20 protein-coding genes are annotated in these 16,602 nt (G+C 70.8%); 11 read left to right on the top strand and 9 right to left on the bottom strand.

All coding sequences use genetic code 11. The features are described 5' to 3' along the window. Positions 1-161 precede the first annotated feature (161 nt). From IEX89_RS07730 to IEX89_RS07705, 6 genes are all read right to left on the bottom strand, one after another. Positions 162-581, bottom strand: a complete 420-nt coding sequence (locus IEX89_RS07730; RefSeq protein WP_188911373.1) for an HIT family protein — start codon at positions 579-581, stop codon at positions 162-164. A gap of 52 nt (positions 582-633) precedes the next feature. Next, entirely contained in the window at positions 634-1,857 is a 1,224-nt protein-coding gene (locus tag IEX89_RS07725; RefSeq protein ID WP_188911845.1) for a GNAT family N-acetyltransferase, read from the bottom strand. 50 nt (positions 1,858-1,907) lie between these two features. Beyond that, positions 1,908-2,483, bottom strand: coding sequence for an RES family NAD+ phosphorylase (locus IEX89_RS07720; protein WP_210317594.1), 576 nt, complete (start codon positions 2,481-2,483; stop codon positions 1,908-1,910). A 55-nt stretch (positions 2,484-2,538) separates the two neighbouring features. Continuing rightward, positions 2,539-3,165: a helix-turn-helix domain-containing protein gene (locus IEX89_RS07715; protein ID WP_188911369.1), complete on the bottom strand. Its 627-nt coding sequence runs from the start codon at positions 3,163-3,165 to the stop codon at positions 2,539-2,541. A gap of 73 nt (positions 3,166-3,238) precedes the next feature. Beyond that, positions 3,239-4,147, bottom strand: coding sequence for an MBL fold metallo-hydrolase (locus IEX89_RS07710; RefSeq protein ID WP_188911368.1), 909 nt, complete (start codon positions 4,145-4,147; stop codon positions 3,239-3,241). A gap of 456 nt (positions 4,148-4,603) precedes the next feature. Further along, the gene (locus IEX89_RS07705) at positions 4,604-5,866 is read right to left on the bottom strand and encodes an amidase (RefSeq protein WP_188911365.1); all 1,263 of its coding nucleotides are present in this window, start codon (positions 5,864-5,866) and stop codon (positions 4,604-4,606) included. 148 nt (positions 5,867-6,014) lie between these two features. Between IEX89_RS07705 and IEX89_RS07700 the strand changes: the two genes are divergently transcribed. After that, on the top strand, positions 6,015-6,416 hold the full coding sequence (locus IEX89_RS07700) for a DUF2852 domain-containing protein (RefSeq protein ID WP_188911364.1): 402 nt from the start codon (positions 6,015-6,017) through the stop codon (positions 6,414-6,416). A gap of 104 nt (positions 6,417-6,520) precedes the next feature. Continuing rightward, entirely contained in the window at positions 6,521-7,468 is a 948-nt protein-coding gene (locus IEX89_RS07695; protein WP_188911361.1) for an extensin-like domain-containing protein, read from the top strand. Between the two features lie 16 nt (positions 7,469-7,484). On the opposite strand, the gene IEX89_RS07690 is transcribed toward IEX89_RS07695, so the two are convergent. Then, positions 7,485-8,237, bottom strand: coding sequence for a Crp/Fnr family transcriptional regulator (locus IEX89_RS07690; protein WP_188911359.1), 753 nt, complete (start codon positions 8,235-8,237; stop codon positions 7,485-7,487). Positions 8,238-8,730: 493 nt separating this feature from the next. Between IEX89_RS07690 and IEX89_RS07685 the strand changes: the two genes are divergently transcribed. The 7 genes from IEX89_RS07685 (at position 8,731) to IEX89_RS07655 (ending at position 13,902) form a co-directional block, all read left to right on the top strand. Further along, positions 8,731-9,075, top strand: coding sequence for a hypothetical protein (locus IEX89_RS07685; protein ID WP_188911894.1), 345 nt, complete (start codon positions 8,731-8,733; stop codon positions 9,073-9,075). Continuing rightward, positions 9,023-10,360, top strand: a complete 1,338-nt coding sequence (locus IEX89_RS07680) for a DNA-packaging protein (RefSeq protein WP_373290558.1) — start codon at positions 9,023-9,025, stop codon at positions 10,358-10,360. Before IEX89_RS07685 ends, IEX89_RS07680 begins: the two co-directional genes overlap by 53 nt. A 147-nt stretch (positions 10,361-10,507) precedes the next feature. After that, positions 10,508-11,668, top strand: coding sequence for a phage portal protein (locus IEX89_RS07675; protein WP_188911356.1), 1,161 nt, complete (start codon positions 10,508-10,510; stop codon positions 11,666-11,668). 14 nt (positions 11,669-11,682) lie between these two features. After that, a complete protein-coding gene (locus IEX89_RS07670) occupies positions 11,683-11,907 on the top strand; it encodes a hypothetical protein (protein WP_244645173.1) in 225 nt (74 codons plus the stop codon). Next, complete coding sequence (locus tag IEX89_RS07665; protein ID WP_188911354.1) at positions 11,904-12,041, top strand: hypothetical protein; 138 nt, start codon at positions 11,904-11,906, stop codon at positions 12,039-12,041. The genes IEX89_RS07670 and IEX89_RS07665 overlap by 4 nt, the downstream gene beginning before the upstream one ends. Further along, entirely contained in the window at positions 12,038-12,628 is a 591-nt protein-coding gene (locus IEX89_RS07660; protein ID WP_188911352.1) for an HK97 family phage prohead protease, read from the top strand. Before IEX89_RS07665 ends, IEX89_RS07660 begins: the two co-directional genes overlap by 4 nt. A 38-nt stretch (positions 12,629-12,666) precedes the next feature. After that, positions 12,667-13,902, top strand: a complete 1,236-nt coding sequence (locus IEX89_RS07655) for a phage major capsid protein (RefSeq protein ID WP_188911350.1) — start codon at positions 12,667-12,669, stop codon at positions 13,900-13,902. A 2-nt stretch (positions 13,903-13,904) separates the two neighbouring features. Here IEX89_RS07655 and IEX89_RS07650 read toward each other — a convergent pair whose 3' ends face one another. Then, entirely contained in the window at positions 13,905-14,789 is an 885-nt protein-coding gene (locus IEX89_RS07650; protein ID WP_188911348.1) for a S1 family peptidase, read from the bottom strand. A 98-nt stretch (positions 14,790-14,887) separates the two neighbouring features. Between IEX89_RS07650 and IEX89_RS07645 the strand changes: the two genes are divergently transcribed. Next, positions 14,888-15,502 (top strand): hypothetical protein, encoded by a 615-nt coding sequence (locus IEX89_RS07645; RefSeq protein ID WP_188911346.1) that lies wholly within the window; start codon positions 14,888-14,890, stop codon positions 15,500-15,502. 1 nt (position 15,503) lies between these two features. After that, a complete protein-coding gene (locus tag IEX89_RS07640) occupies positions 15,504-15,755 on the top strand; it encodes a hypothetical protein (RefSeq protein ID WP_188911344.1) in 252 nt (83 codons plus the stop codon). Between the two features lie 67 nt (positions 15,756-15,822). On the opposite strand, the gene IEX89_RS07635 is transcribed toward IEX89_RS07640, so the two are convergent. Continuing rightward, positions 15,823-16,575 (bottom strand): S1 family peptidase, encoded by a 753-nt coding sequence (locus tag IEX89_RS07635; RefSeq protein ID WP_244645172.1) that lies wholly within the window; start codon positions 16,573-16,575, stop codon positions 15,823-15,825. Between the last annotated feature and the right edge of the window lie 27 nt (positions 16,576-16,602).

Genomic DNA, 16,602 nt, shown 5'->3' with positions numbered 1-16,602 from the left:
GCTTGGTTGAGGTGATCGGCTATGACGCTCGCCGCACAAGCGCTGCTGCCATCTGCCATCAACATACCAAGCATGAATGGAGTGTCAACAAAAAATCATATACTATGCGATACGAGAATATTCATGATAAAATATTATGTTAACAACACAGATCAATAACCTCAGAGGCGCGCGCGTATCCGCGCCGCCTGCTCCGCGAGCAGGGCCTGATCCGCCATGTCGCCAGTGTGCGGCCGGAGCGAAACGCCCTCGAATCGGGGAATGACGTGGACATGGAGGTGGAAGACGACCTGTCCGCCGGCGCTTTCGTTGAATTGCTGCACCGTGACCCCGTCCGCGCCGAAGGCGGCCATGGCCGCGCGCGCGACCTTCTGGGCCGTGATCATCACGGCCGCCAGCGCCTCCGGCGGCGCGTCGAGGAGGTTGCGGCAGGGCGTCCTGGGGATGACGAGGACGTGCCCGTCGCCCCGCGGCATGATGTCCATGAAGGCGAGGGTGGCGTCGTCCTCGTAGACCTCATGGGCCGGCAGCTCGCCGCACAGGATCTTGGCGAAGACGTTCTGCGGATCGTAGGCGGTCATGATCGGCTCCCCGAGGCTGGCGGCGGCAGGAGACGACGGCGCGGCCCGCGGGTCAAGCGGTCGGCTCGCCCCCGCCGCGCTTGAACGGCAGCGCCGCCTCGAGCTCCTCGCCGATCTCGCCGACATAGGCCCGCTCGCGCTCGAGGTAATCCGCGACGGCGCGCGCCAGCCCGCGATCGGCGATGTGATGGGCGGAATAGGTCTCCACCGGGCGATAGCCGCGAAGCAGCTTGTGCTCGCCCTGCGCCCCCGCCTCCACGCGCTTCAGGCCGTTGGCGATGGCGAAGTCGATGGCCTGGTAATAGCAGACCTCGAAATGCAGGAAGGGGTGGTCCTCGATGCAGCCCCAGTTGCGGCCGTACAGCGTCTCGTCGCCGATGAAGTTGATGGCGCCGGCGACGTGACGGCCCTCGCGCCGCGCCAGGATCAGCAGGACGCGCTCGCCGAGACGCTCGCCGACGAGGGAGAAGAAGCGGCGGTTGAGGTAAGGCCGGCCCCATTTGCGCGAGCCGGTATCCATGTAGAAGTCGTAGAACGCGTCCCAGTGCGCCTCCGTGATCTCGGCGCCGCGGACCCAGTCGATCTCGATGCCGGGCGCGAGCGCGTCGCGCCGCTCGCGCCGGATGGTCTTGCGCTTGCGCGAGGCGAGCGTGTCGAGAAAGGCGTCGAAGGTGGCGTAGCCGTCGTTCAGCCAATGGAATTGCTGGTCGATGCGCTGCAGGAAGCCCTCGCCCCCGAGCCGCTCCCAATCGGCCTTCGGCAGGAAGGTGAGGTGGACGGAGGAGGCGCCCGCCTGGGCGCGAAGCGCCTTCAGTCCGGCGACGAGGGTCGCGCGCGCCTCGTCGGACCGCGCGCCCGGGCGAACCAGGAGGCGCGGCCCCGTCGCGGGCGTGAAGGGCACGCTGATTTGGACCTTGGGGTAGTATCGCCCGCCGGCGCGCTCGTAGGCGTCCGCCCAGGCATGGTCGAAGACGTACTCGCCCTGGCTGTGGCTCTTCAGGTAGGCGGGCGCGCAGGCGAGGAGCGCTCCCGCGCCGTCCTCCACCAGGACATGCGCGGGCGCCCAGCCGGTCTCCGCCCGCACGCAGCCGGATTCCTCCAGCGCCGCGAGGAAGGCGTGGGACACGAACGGGCAATGCGGATCGACGCCGAGCGCCCCGGCCTGGGGCCCGAGCGCGCAGGCATCCCACTCAGCGGCGTCGACGGCGGCGATCCGTCCGGCGATCTTGACGACGAGGTCGGACAGAAGCTCCTCCCGTGCGCTCGCGTGAGAGATAGGTGCGGGCGTGCGTCTGACAACGGCGGCGCCTTGCTTTCCGCGGCGGTCTACCGCAGCCGATCAGGCACCACGGTGACCCTGAAGCGATCGAGCACCCCGATCATGTCCGTATCCTGCAGAAGCGGGCGCGTGTCCATGGCGACGAGTCCGTCTCCGACGGCACGGTCGAATACGGCGAGGTTGCTCTCCCCGTTCAGACGGGACGGGTAGAGGATACCGTCGAGACGTGCGGGATGCTCGTGAATGGCGAGGGACCAAGCTTGCCCGATTCCCTGGTCGGATGCGCGCACTGCATCCGTCGGGACACCCGCCAGCACGAGACCGTCGCCGGTGAGGTCGAGGACCGCGAGATCACGCGCGGCGTCGATCGTCGCGATCACCCTTTCCCTCAGCTCGCCGAGCCCGATGGCGAAGCCGGCGAAAGAGCCGACGGCGCGATCCCGCTGAATCGCTTCGAGGAAGCAGACGCTCGTCGAGCTGCCCAGATAGACGACGCCGTATCGATCCGCCTCGGGGAGAGACGTGCGCGGATCGCTGAAGCGGCTCGGGCTGCGCCCGCAGCCCAACGGATCGGTGAAGTGTCGCCAGATGATCCGCTTGAACCGTGTTCCAGCTGGAACCACGGTCGTCTCGAGAGCGGCATCCGCGAATTTCGGCGGCGGTAGCGAGGACGGCACGTCAGGCGAAGTCCCCAGCCGCCATGCTCCGTGCGGCTCGCAGTGCCTCTGCTCCGAGGTCCGCGTCCAGCGCCTCGCGGCCCGTGCGTCCGCCGAGTGCGCCATGGGGCTGGACGAGGAAGCGGTGCACGGTCCAGGGCTCGTCGCCGAGGATCTCGAAGAGCTGCGGCAGCGCGGGCCACGGCCGGCCGTCGGAGCCGATCTGCCAGGACGGGTATCGGTAGCCCCGGCGCGCGCCCTCGAGCGCCAAGAGGCGCCTGCGCTGGCGCCATACGTTCACGGTCTCACGAGACACGTCGAGACGTCGTGCCAGCTCGTCCGCGCTGAGCATGTCCTCGGCGTCGAGCGTGCGACCCGCGAAGGTCCGTCCGCGGTCCAGCGCCCGCGACAGCGCATCTTCGATGGAGCCGGACGGCTCGTCGTCGGCCGGGCGTAGGCGCACGGACACCGTTCCGGCGGGCGCGACGGTAACCTCGAAAGCCTGGCTGCGCCCGGTGCTGCGGCTGAGCCCGGCGAGATGTGTCGTGATCTGCGCGAGCGTCGCGTCCGGGTCGATGACGAGATCGGACGGCTCGGCGCGCATCCGATCTCGATCGCGGGGTCCGCTCGACTTGATGCCGTTCGCCATGCGCCGCCTCCGCCTCTGAAGCTGGGATACCCGCCGGTCTTTGTCAAGTTCGTCAGGTGTAAGGTGGCCGACCTCATGCCGCGCGCCAGCGTGCGTCGAGGCCCGCGCCGTCGGCGCGCGCGAGGGCGCGGGCGTGGAGGTCCTCGAGGTGGGCCAGCACGTTGAGCGCGGCGGCCGGCTTCAGGGCGGGGGAGAGGCCGCGATAGACGGTCTCGACGAGGGCGGGGATGGTCTCGTCGCCGGCGCGCAGGCGCGCGAGGATCGCCTCCTCACGCTGGCGGCGATGGGCGATGATCGCGCGCACGAAGCGGGCGGGCTCGGTCACGGGGCCGCCGTGGCCGGGCCAGTAGATGCTCTCGCCGCGCGCCAGCACCTTCGAGAGAGAGGCCATGTAGGGGCCCATGGCGCCGTCCGGCGGGCCGATGAAGGTGGTGGACCAGGCCATGACGTGATCGCCGGAGAAGAGCGCGTTCTCCTCCTGCAGCGCGAAAGCGAGGTGGTTCGCCGTGTGGCCCGGCGTCGCGACGGCCTCGAGCGTCCAGCCGGAGCCGTGGACCCGCTCGCCGTCGCCGAGAACCTGGTCCGGAGCGTAGGAGCGGTCTCCCGCCGCCTCCATGCGGTTGGCCTCGCCCGCGGCGAGGGCGCGCGAATCGCGGTGGGGCGCGCAGCCGACGACGCGCGCGCCGGTGCGTTCGCGCAGGATCGCGGCGCCGGGGGAATGGTCGCGGTGGGTGTGGGTGACGACGAGATGGGTGATGCGCTCGCCCGCCGTGGCGGCCAGCAGGGCGTCGAGATGGGCGGGGTCGTCCGGGCCCGGATCGACGATCGCGACCTCGCCGTTCCCGACGACGTAGCTGCACGTGCCCGTGAAGGTCACCGGCCCGGCATTGCCGGCGAGAACGCGACGCACGAGCGGGGAGAGCCGAAGGCAGGTGCCGGGCTCCTGGTCGAAGCTCGTGTCGAAGCGGGGCGTCTCGCTCATGGGTGGCGCTCTCCGAAGCTCTCGCCGACGCGCTCTTCCGAGCCCTCGGCGATCGGGGCCGGCCATCCGCCGGCTCGGGGGAAACCCCGCCCTCGACGCGAAGCCGCCGCCGGCTGGGGCCGGCGGCGGCGAAACCGTTCGGGGGGATGACCTCTTCTCGTGTCTTTGCGTCGCCGAATGTCCGGCGCGTGTCTCAAATGGCTCCGACGACGATGGCGCCCACGAAAACGAGCGCTGCACAGAACGCCGCGATGTTCAACTTCGGTACGAGATGAAGCTTCGCGTAGCGGCTCATGTCATATCCTCCCTGCCGAGGGACCACACATAATTTAGCAGGCAACCGGCGTACCGCAAGCGGCGCCGCAGGCTTTGTGGAGTGCAGGGTCGGTGAAAAGCGGTTAATCAAGGGTTAAAGCATTGAAATGCTTGATATTGCGGCAAATTCTCCGCTGACGCTCATCGCCTCGCCGCGATCGCCGCGGCGACGAATGCGCCCGCCGCCAACGCCTTTTCGTCACGTCCGAACCGCGAGATCGTCTGCACGCCCACCGGACGGCCGTCCGCGCTCTCGAGGCCGGGGACGGCGACGCAGGGGTCGCCCAGCAGGGTCCAGAGCCGGTTGAAGCGCGACGAGCCGGTGGAGGCGTATCCGCGGGGCGCGGGACCCGGCGCGGCGAAGGTGAGGATCGCGTCCACCTCGGCGAAGATCCCGCGGGCTGCCTCCCGGGCGTGGTGGACGATTCGGCGCGCGTCGTCGTAGAGCGCCGCGTCGACGCTCTGCGCCTCGTCGAGGAGCCCGCGCAGCTCCGGCGGCAGCGCGTCGCGATGCGCGTCCCATTCCCAGGCGAGCGCCTGGGCCGCCTCGAAATTCTGGATGATCCCGTGCAGCCGCCAGGCGTCGGCCAGCAGGGGAGGGCTCTCGAGCGCGACGAGCCGCGCGCCGGCGCGCTCGGCGGCGCGGGCGGCCTCGTCGAGGGCGGCTGCGGCCTCCGGCTCGGGGTCGCCCGCGAAGTCCTGGTGGAGGATGCCCAGGCGAATCCCCGCGTGGTTCGTCAGCGGATCGCCCTCGGGCAAAGCGAGCTCGGGGCGGCGGGCGAGGGCGGCGAGGGCGTGGGCGACGTCCTGGACGCTCGCCGCGAAGAGGCCGACGGTGTCGAGCGTCCACGAGAAGCACTTGACCCCGACCGTCGGCAGGAGCCGGGCGGAGGGCTTGATCGCGGCGACGCCGCAATAGGCGGCGGGGCGGATCACCGATCCGCCGGTCTGCGTGCCGAGCGCCAGCGGCAGCATGCCGGCGGCGACCGCGGCGGCGGAGCCCGACGAGGAGCCTCCCGGCGTGCAGTCGGGCACGGCTGGGTTTCGCGTGCGCGTCGGGTCGAGATAGGCGAAGGGCGTCGTCGTCGTCTTGGCGAGCGGGATCGCGCCGGCGCGCCGCGCCATGGCGACGATCGCGGCGTCCGCGCGCGGGAGGTTGCCCTCGTAGAGCGGCGAGCCCATCCGCGTGGGCAGGCCCGCCACGTCGATGATGTCCTTCACGCCGAGCGGGATACCGGCGAGCGGGCCGCCGGCGGCACCGGGGCGCGCGGTCTCGTCGAGATGGACGAGCGCTTCGACCTCGGGCTCGCGGGCGGCGATGGCCTCGCGGCAGAGCGCGAGGGCGCCGTCGGGCGGGAGCGTGCCGGCATCCATGCGGCGCAGGAGGTCGAGGAGCGAGAGCATCGGCGTGCTTTTCCGGTTTGGGCGGCGCTAGTCGGCGCGAAGCGTAGCACGCCGCCGGGGCGGGAGCCTCCCGGCGAAAGTACAGGATCGGTCTTTCAAGCGGGCACAGGCGTCACCATCTCGCACTCATCGACATCTGGAGAACGACATGAACGCCACTACGACCTTCAACGCGTCCGAGCTGCTGCGGCGCTTCAAGACCTGGGAGATCGTGGCGATCGTCGCCGGCCTCGTCGTGTTCTGGCCGATCGGCGTCGCGTTCCTCGTCTGGAAGCTGTGGAAGCTCAAGGACGAGGGCGCCTGGGACTTCCCGGCCGGGCTCGGCGGGGGGCTGGACCGCGCGCGCTTCGACCTGGGCGTCGGCGGCACGGGCAACGCGGCCTTCGACGCCTACAAGCGCGAGCAGCTCGCCCGCCTCGAGGAGGAGCGCCGCAAGCTCGAGGACGAGCAGCGCGCCTTCGCCCGCTTCCTCGACGAGCTCAAGCGCACCCGCGACCGCGAGACCTTCGATCGCTTCATGGCCGAGCGCCGCAAGACCGACGGCGCGTGATCGACACGACGCGCCGGGAGCGATCCCGGCGCGTCCCGTTTCGGGGCGGCGCGGCCCGCACGTGCTCAACGCGCCCTTAACGCGATCCACGGCATCCTACGGGCATGTCGCGTCGCGTATCGACATGCCTCCTCGCCTCCTCCCTCGTCCTCGCGCTCACGGGCTGCGGGTGGTTCGAGATCGAGGAGCGCGAGGAATGGCGCTCCCAGGCCGAGGCCGCCTGCCTCGCCCGCGAGGACGTGCGCCCGACGGCCTACATGTCCCAGCGCCCGCGCCTCGACGGCCCCGGCACCTGCGGCATCGACACCCCCTTCGCGATCACGGCCCTCCTCGACGGCCAGGTGCGCCTCAAGCAGCAGATGACGCTCGGCTGCCCGGTCACCGCCATGACCGAGCGCTGGCTCTCCGAGATCGTGCAGCCGGCGGCGTGGCTCTATCTCGGCTCGCCCGTGGTGGAGATCGAGTCGGGCTCCTACGCCTGCCGCACGCGCAACCATCGCCCCGGCGCGAAGCTCTCCGAGCACGCCTTCGGCAACGCGGTGGACGTGATGTCCTTCACGCTGGCCGACGGGCGCAAGGTGACGATTCGTGGCGGCTGGCGCGGCACGCCCGAGGAGCAGGGCTTCCTGCGCGAGGCGTTCGTGGGCGCCTGCGAGCGCTTCCGCACGGTGCTCGGGCCCGGCTCCGACGGCATGCACGAGAATCACTTCCACATGGATCTCGCGATGCACGATTCGCGCGGGGAGCGGCACTATTGCCGTCCGCAGATCGAGTTCGATTCGCGTCTCGACGATCCCCAGCCCCTGATCGGTGCGATGCAGCCGATGGTGCTGCCGTCCGCGGCGCCGGGCACGACGGGCGATCGCCGCGCGCTACCGCCCCTGCCGACGCTCCCCGGGGGAGGCGGCTCGCCTGTGCAGGCTTTTCCGCCGCCGGGCCTGCCGCCGATGAGCACGAGCCTCGCACCCGTCGGCACGAGCCTGACGCCGCGTACGACGAGCGGCCTCGGCGCTCCCCTGGTGCCGCCGGCGCCGGTCGGTGGCGTCTATTGACGCGCGCGGCGGCCGATCAGCCGCCGCGCTCCTCGCCCGCGGGGAAGTCCTGATAGGTCATCGGGAGGAGCTGCTCGAAGCGCCCGCGCACGACGTCGTAGCATTCGCACGAGGTCGCATGCAGGCCCGGCAGGTCGACGCATTCGATGAGGCCGCGGCGGTAGCGGATCAGGCCCTGGTTCTGAAGAGCGCGGGCCGCGGCGGTGACGGTGGTGCGCTGGACGCCCAGCATCTCGGCCACCGCCTCCTGCGTGAGCGGGATGACGTCCGAGCCGGTACGGTCGCGGCAGGTGAGGAGCCAGCGGCAGAAGCGCTGCTCGACGGAATGGAGCGCGTTGCAGGCGACGGTCTGCAGCACCTGGGCGAGGAGCGCTTCGGTATAGCGGTCGACGAGGTCGCGCAGAGCGGCGCTGCGCTCCAGCGCCTGGCGGAAGCGTGCGACCTCCATGCGCCGGGCGCGCCCGGGGATCTGGACGACGCCGCGTGTCGCCGCCTGGCGGGTCCCCGAGCCGGTGATGAGCCCGACCGCGCCCTCGCGGCCGATGGTCCCGGCCTCGACGCTGGACCCGTCGCGCATGAGCGTGACGAGCGAGACGACGCCGCTCTGGGGAAAGTACACGTGCTCGATCGTGTCCTGGGCGTCGAACAGCACGTCGCCCCGCAGGAGCGCCGCGGGCGCCAGATGCGGCTTCAGCAGTTCGAATTCTTCTTGAGGCAACGCCTTCAGGAGCCTGTTCTCGTCGTCGCGGAGCCGCAATACGGAGCGCATCGTTGGATGTCCTCGAACTAGTCCGGACGGCGCCGCATGCTCGGCGGCAGGCCGTCCACCCCCCTCGGTCTGATCGTCACGGCCATTCGCCTTGCGTCATACGGTGACGGCACGGCGAGGCGACCCAACGCCAGTCACAACCAGATTTGCAAGTTCGTCTGTCACGCAGACGACTATTAGCGGATGTATCCCGTCCCTATCTATGCGAAAAACAGGAAGCTGTCGCCATTCTGCCGGACGACGCTGCGCAAGGCTAGAGGTGGCAGCCTTCGGTGGCCGAAAAGCGAGGGGCCGGTGCGAATCGCGCTTGACAGCGTGACGTTGTGCAGCTAGAGTTTAAGCACGGTCGATGAGTGTATCGAACATCTACCGCCAGAGAAATGCAACGCCTCGGTCGCAACCGGGGCGTTTTTCGTCTGTGCGGCAGCCGTCGGTCTCGCGCCGGCTCCGAGCCGGGATGCGGCTCCCCGCACGCTATCGAGGATATCGAACGATGGTCCACGCCACCGCGACGCCGCGCGCCGGGCTCGATGCGGCGCGGCTCGCGGCGGGCCTGCGGCGCTTCGTGGGCGAGCGCCTCGACGCGTTCGCCTGCTCGGAGGAGAGGCACGACCCGAAGGCCACGGCGCGTGCCGTGGGAGACCTCACCCGCTGCCTCAAGGAGCTCGTCGCGCTCGAGCGCGCGCTCGGCGCGGAGCGGCAGGCCAGGGGGGAGGACGAGGATGACGGGGCGGATCTGGACGCCGGAACGGCATCTCGCCTGGCTGACGTCGTTGCGCGCGAGGTTGAGCGCCTCCACGAGCGAGAGCGAGAAGGAGGCGATCTGGGGGGCGTATAGCCCGCGGCTGCGTCGCTATCTCGAGGGCACGCGCCGTGCGCCGGGCTGGGCGCTCTCGGCGCGGACCGATCAATTGCCGCCCGAGCGGGCGCGGGACGGAACGGACTGGACGATCTGGCTCGTTCTCGGCGGGCGCGGGGCGGGCAAGACCCGCACCGGTGCGGAATGGGTACGCGGCATGGTGATGGGCGCGCCGTGGCTGACGCGACGGCGCGTCGGCAAGATCGCGCTCGTCGGCGAGACCTTCGCGGACGTGCGCGACGTGATGATCGATGGGCCCTCGGGGCTCCTCGCCATTCATTCCAAGCGCGAGCGCCCGATCTGGACCGCCACGCGCCGCCGGCTCGAATGGCCGGCGACGGGGGCGGTGGCGCTCGCCTTCTCGGCGGAGGATCCCGAAGCCCTGCGCGGCCCGCAATTCGAGGCGGCCTGGGCGGACGAGGTCGGCAAGTGGCGGCACGCCGACGCGACCTGGGATCAGCTGCAATTCGGCCTGCGGCTCGGCGAGCGCCCGCGGGAGGTGGTGACGACGACGCCGCGCACCATCCCGCTCGTCAAGCGCCTCCTCGGCGACGAGCGCGTGGCGTTGACCCGCGCCTCGACGGACGCCAACCGCGCCAACCTCGCGCCGTCCTTCCTGCAGGCGGTGGTGGACCGCTATGCCGGCACGCGCCTCGGGCGCCAGGAGCTCGACGGCGAGCTGATCGACGATCGCCCCGACGCGCTGTGGACGCGCGACGGGATCGAGGCCGCGCGCGAGGAGCACGCGCCGGCGCTCCGGCGCATCGCGGTGGCGATCGATCCGCCGGCGACGTCGCGCAAGGGTGCGGACGCCTGCGGGATCGTCGCCGCCGGCATCGACGCGGCGGGCGTGTGCCACGTGCTCGCCGACGAGAGCGGGGAGGGCATGCGCCCGGAAGTCTGGGCGTCGAAGGCGACGATGCTCTATCGGCGGCTCGAGGCGGACGCGCTCGTCGTCGAGGTGAACCAGGGCGGCGAGATGGCCGCCGCCGTCATTCGCGAGGTCGATCCGGGCTGCGCCATCGTCTCGGTGCGCGCGACCCGCGGCAAGCACATGCGCGCCGAGCCCGTGGCGGTGCTCTACGCGCAAGGTCGCGTGAAGCATGCCGGCACCTTTCCGGCGCTGGAGGACGAGATGGCCGATTTCGGGCCGGAAGGGCTCTCGGGAGGGCGCTCGCCGGACCGGCTCGACGCGCTCGTCTGGGCGATCACGCATCTCGCGCTCGGGCCGAAGCCCGCGAGCCCGCGGGTGCGGATCGTGTGAGGATCGTGGTTCAGCGTGGGGCGCCCTTTCGGCTTCGCCGAACACGCGTTCCGCGTGCCCCATCCGTCACGCCGCTTCGCGGCGCGCCACCTTCCCCTACAGGGAAGGAGGGAGACGGCGGCCTTCATTCAACGAGGGAATCTCCTCATGACAACGTTCCTGCAACGCCTGGCGCAGCTCGCTGCGCCGGGGCAGAAGGCGTCGCGCGCGGGTGCGGCGCTCGCCTTCTACCATGGCGGGCGCCCCGTCTGGACGCCGCGGGACTACGCGGCGCTCGCGCGGGAGGGCTATCAGCGCAACGCCGTCGTCCATCGCTGCGTGCGGCTCGTGGCGGAAGCGGCGGCGTCGCTGCCGCTCGTGCTGCTCGAGGGCGGGCGCGAGCGGCGCGAGCATCCGCTGCTCGCGCTCCTGCGCCGCCCGAACCCGCGCGAGGAGGGCGGGCGCTTCCTCGAGAGCGTGTTCGGCCACCTGCTGGTCTCGGGCAACGCCTATGTCGAGGCCGCGGCGATCGAGGAGACACCCCGCGAGCTCTATGCGCTCAGGCCCGACCGTATGCGCGTCGTCCCCGGCGCCGACGGCTGGCCGGTGGCGTGGGACTATCAGGTCGGCGCGCAGACGGTGCGGTTCTCCCGCGGCGACGGGGCGATCAGCCCGATCCTGCATCTGACGCTCTTCCACCCGACCGACGACCATTACGGCCTCTCGCCCATGGAGGCGGCGGCGGCGGCGCTCGACGTGCACAACGCCGCCTCCGCCTGGAACAAGGCGCTCCTCGACAATGCGGCGCGACCCTCCGGCGCCCTCGTCTTCACGGGCGACACCAACGTGTCCGACGCGATCTTCACCAAGCTCAAGGGCGAGCTCGAGGAGAGCTACCAGGGTGCGCGAAACGCCGGGCGGCCGATGCTGCTGGAGGGCGGGCTCGACTGGAAGCCGCTCGCGCTCTCGCCCAAGGAGATGGACTTCGTCGAGGCCAAGGCCGCGGCGGCGCGGGAGATCGCGCTCGCCTTCGGCGTGCCGCCGCTGCTGCTCGGCCTGCCGGGCGACGCGACGCATTCGAACTACGCGGAGGCGAACCGCGCCTTCTACCGCCAGACGGTGATCCCGATGGCCAAGCGCACGGCGCAGGCCCTGGCGCTGTGGCTCGCGCCGGCGTTCGGCGGCGATCTCGCGCTCGAGCCCGATCTCGACGCCATCGAGGCGCTCTCCGAGGAGCGGGAATCGCTCTGGCGGCGGGTCTCGGCGGCGAGCTTCCTCACCGACGACGAGAAGCGCGAGGCCATCGGCTACGGGCGGGCCGGGACGTGAAGGTGCAAGAATCGATGACCGATCCGATCCTCGTCGTGCCGGGGATGCTCGAGCGTCTCCTCGCGGCCGTCGCGACGCGGGGCGATCTCGCCCATCTCGCGCTTCTCGCCTGGGCGCTCGCCGCGTCCTTCTTCGCCCTCCTCCTGCTGCGCGAGGCCGCCCAGGCGAGCCGGCGCTTCGACGCCTTCGTGCGCGAGCTCGCGCGCTTCAACCGCCGTTTCTCGGGAGACGACAGATGACGAAGCTGCTTCATGCGCTCACCCGCCGCGTGCCGCGGCCAGACCCCGCGCGCGAGACGATGCGCGTCTTCGTGCGCACGCTCGCGCGCCTCGCCCGCGACCCGCGAGGCGCCATGACGGAGGGCGCGCGATGAGCGGGCTCGCGACGCGACGCACCGCGCTCGCGAAGGGCGCGGCCGGCGGGGCGCCGGAGACGAAGCTCCTGCCCGCCAAGCCCGACATCGTCGACGCGAGCGGCGTGTTCGAAGGCTATGCGAGCCTCTTCGGCGTGACCGATCTCGCCAAGGACGTGGTCCAGCCCGGCGCCTTCGCGAAGAGCCTCGCGACCCGAGGGGCGCGCGGCGTGCGGATGCTCTTCCAGCACGATCCCGGCGAGCCGATCGGGACCTGGCTCAAGATCGAGGAGGACGCCTGCGGGCTGCGCGTGCGCGGGCGCCTCAACCTGGCCGTAGGCCGCGCGCGGGAGATCCACGCGCTGATGCGCGAAGGCGCGATCGACGGCCTCTCCATCGGCTACCGGGTGACGAAGGCTGGCGCCGAGCGTGCGAGCGGGCGACGCCTGCTGCACGAGGTCGACCTGTGGGAGATCTCGATCGTCACCTTCCCCATGCTCCCCGCGGCGCGCGTCGCCGCGGTGAAGGGCGTCCCGCCCTCGCTCGCGGAGACGATCCGCAAGGCGGCGAAGAAGCTCCTCCCCGGCGCCGTGCCCGCGGCGGCGTGAACCCGCTTCTTCTTCGAGACCCAACGAGAGGACACGTCATGCACGACATCGAGACCAAATCCGCCGATGCGCAGGCCGCTTTCGCGGAATTCGCGCAGGCCTTCGAGACCTATCGCCAGGAGAACGACGGGCGCCTCGCCGCGCTCGAGACGCGTGGCGGCGTCGACGTGCTCGTCGAGGAGAAGCTCGCGCGCATCGACGCCTTTCTCGACGAGCAGAAGGCGCGCTCCGACCGCGCCGCGCTCGCCCGCCAGCGCCCGCCCCTCGGCGGGAGCGGGGAGGAGAAGCGGTCCGATCCGCTGGCGGTGGAGCACAAGGCCGCCTTCGACCTCTACGTGCGCACCGGCGAGAGCGCGGGCTTGAAGCGCCTCGAGGAGAAGGCGCTCTCGGCCGGGTCCGGGCCCGACGGCGGCTATCTCGCGCCGCCGCAGGTGGAGCGCGAGGTGATCCGCCGGCTCTCGTCGCTGTCGCCGATCCGGGCGATCTCGGCCAACCGCACCATCTCGGGCGGGCTCTACAAGGTGGCGCATGCGATCAGCGGCGCGGCCTCGGGCTGGGTGGCGGAAACCGCCGCGCGCCCGCAGACCGACAGCCCGACGCTGGCGGAGCTCTCGTTTCCCGCGATGGAGCTCTACGCCATGCCGGCCGCGACGCAGACGCTGCTCGACGACGCCATCGTCGACATCGACCAATGGATCGCCGACGAGGTGGAGACCGCCTTCGCCGAGCAGGAGGGCGCTGCCTTCGTGTCGGGTGACGGCAACGCCAAGCCGCGGGGCTTCCTCGACTACACGGCGGTGGCGGACGCCTCGTGGTCGTGGGGCAATCTCGGTTTCGTGGCGACGGGTGCGGCCGGCGCCTTCCCGGGCTCGGACCCCTCCGACGTGATCGTCGACCTGATCTATGCGTTGAAGAGCGGCTATCGCCAGAACGCGACCTTCGTCATGAACCGCAAGACGCAGGCCGTGGTGCGCAAGTTCAAGGACGCGCAGGGCCATTACCTCTGGCAGCCCCCGGCGGGCCCCGGCCAGGCGGCGAGCCTGATGGGCTTTCCCGTCGTGGAGGCCGAGGACATGCCCGACATCGCGGCCGGCGCCGACGCCATCGCCTTCGGCGACTTCAAGCGCGGCTATCTCGTCGTCGATCGCGCCGGCGTGCGCATCCTGCGAGACCCGTATTCCGCCAAGCCCTACGTGCTCTTCTACACGACGAAGCGCGTGGGCGGCGGGGTGCAGGACTTCGCGGCGATCAAGCTCCTGCGCTTCGCGGCGTGAGGTCAGTTCGTCCCCAGATAGACCCCGCGCGCCGGCGGCGTGATGTCGAGCGGCGCGGGCGGGGCGGAGGGGACGGCGCGGTCGAGGTCGCCGATGCGCGCCTCGATCCAGCGCACGTGGGGGGCCACCGGCGTGATCGCGGTGAGCCCCCCGCAGGCCGTGCCGCCGGCGTCCGAGAAGGCGCCGGAGGACCACGAGACGATGCCGTCGAGCCGGTACGAGCCCGGCCCGCCGGCGAGGAGGGGGCCGCCGGAATCGCCCTGGCAGGCCCCCGCGCCCTCGCTCTCGCCGAGGCGCTCGGGATCGGCGGCCATGATCATGCGGTTGCCGAGCCGCGCCTCGCCCATGACGACGACATAGGTGTAGCGCAGCGTACGCGCCGTCGACTTGGCGCGAAACCGCGTGGTGCCGAAGCCGGCGATGGTGGCGTCCTGGCCGGCGCGCGGCATCTGCGCGGCGGAGACGGCGAAGGGTGCGAAATCCGCGCCGAGGCGCTGGTCGAGCTTGAGGAGCGCGAGGTCGACGCCCGGCTGCTCCCGTGGCGGGATGCCGGGCTGGAAGCTCGGATGCAGGATCGCCGCGGCGACGCCCGTGCGCACGGGGCCGAAGCCGTAATCGAGGGCGGTGACGCGGTAATTGACGGGATCGAGGACGCAATGGGCGGCGGTGAGCACGATGTCGTCGCGCACCAGCACGCCCGTGCACAATTCCCCGTCCGAGCTGTCGATGCGCACCACGCTCTCGCGCAGGCCCGTATTGGCGTCCGCCGCCCGCCCGCGGGTGATGGCGCTCGCGGGATCGAGGCACGCGAGAACGCCCGCGATCGACGCGGCGAGGGTGACGAGTGCCGCGGCGAGGCGCGGGAGCGGGCGAGCGCGAGGCGTCATCGGGAGAGTGTGCTGCGGGGGCGCGTGGGGTGCAAGCGCGGGGGATGCCGAAGGATGTAGTGGGGATCATTGCGTTCGCGCTTTAGCCCACGGTTGCTATGCGCGACGAGATCGTGCATCGAGGGGCCATACACGCGGTTCGGAAGCTTGCGTTGTCGATCGGTCCTTACGCCCGCTATTACCTTTTGAAGCGTCACGCGCGTGAGTTGGTGGCTGAGGACATCAACGAGCGCATCCAGGCCGCCGGCGCGCGCGCGAACTGGCGCGGTATGCAGCTCGCGACGATCGACGACGACGCTATCGAGTTCGCCCGGCTGGAATGGGTCCGCTACTACGGCGAAGGAACGCATTCGGGCTTCCCGCACAGCTGGGAAACGCTCCTGAAGAAGCATCGAGCGCGACCATCGTTCTTTGATCTCGCCGTTTGGCAGATCGTCGACGGGCGTCGCGTGCTTCAGGCGCTCGCACTGGGCAAGCCCTCGAACGCGAAGACTCACTTGTCCCTTAATTGGGTGGAAAGGTCGTTTGCGCCTACCTATCTTCGAGGGGCGCTGGTGCCGATCTTGGCCTGCGCCGAGGAGTATGCGAAACTCCTCGGATCATACCGTGTTGTGATCAAGGACCCGGTTGACCCTGGTAAGTACCAAAGATACGGGTACGCGCCTTTCCGCATCAAGGGTGCGAAGGGGAACTATCTGAGCAAGGAGCTGTGACATGACCACGATCGAGAAGGATCTCGGCGTCTCCGTTGGCGATACGGACGAGCTGATGGATGCGATCGCGGCGGCTCAGGCTCGCATCAAGGAAGTGTACGCCTCCGGTCAGCGTTCCTTCATTTCACGCATCCCCGACGCCGAGTGGAAGACCTGGCACGAGGTTGACGAAAAGTGCCTCGTACAGGATCCGTGCGGCCTCGGCCCCGATCCGCTCGACGACGATGAAGAGGCGAGCCGCAACGCCGCCTGACATTCGATCACGATGATTTACGAGGAAGGCCCGCTCTAGCGGGCCTTTTGCTTTTTCGGCCTCCGATTCACCGCCAGCGCGCGGCGCGGTTCCAGCCGGCGAGCGTCGTGTCGATGAAGCCGCGTTGCGGGCCGACGAGGACGCCCTGGCTGATGTCGCCGCAGGCGGCGCCGTTCGTGCCGCGGGTCCAGGAGGTGACGGCGACGACGGTGTCGTCGCGCGCGATCGGTCCGCCGGAATCGCCGTGGCAGCCGCCGGCACCCGCGCCCGAAAGCCAGACCAGGATGGAGGAGGGGCCGTAGGGCTCGACGACGGAGAGGCGCGCGCGCCGCAGCGTGCCGCCGCTCAGGCGTCCCGCCTCGCCCTCCTGCGCGACGCCGTAGCCCAAAAGATCGAGCGCCTGGCCCGCGCTCGCGGTCTCGGCCGCGAGCGTCGCGGGGCGGAAGGCTTCGGGCAGCGGTGAGGCGAGGCGCACGAGCGCGAGATCGATGGAACGCCGGCGCGCCTCGATGGCCCCGGCATCGTAGCCGGGATGGACCGCGATCGCCGCGATCTCGGCGAGGATCGGGGCGCCGGCGGGATCGCGCCAATGGGCCCGATGGTCGGCGGCGCCCGTCACGCAATGCGCGGCGGTGAGCACGACGTCGGGCGCGAGGACGACGCCCGAGCACGCGGCTCCGCTCGACGACAGGATCATCAGGGTGGACGCGGCGAGCGGCCCGGTCTCGGGCGCGCCGCCGACGACGGCCTTCGCCGGCGCGAGCGCGCCCGCGAGCATCAGGAGAGCCGCCGCGAGCGCGGCCTTCGCACGAGACGACACCGAAGAACTCCAGACGCGAGAACTCCA

The organism is Salinarimonas ramus, from assembly GCF_014645695.1.
Classification (GTDB): Bacteria; Pseudomonadota; Alphaproteobacteria; order Rhizobiales; family Beijerinckiaceae; genus Salinarimonas; species Salinarimonas ramus.
Note: the sequence above shows the minus strand (reverse complement) of the source record. Positions and strands in the feature narration are given on the sequence as shown.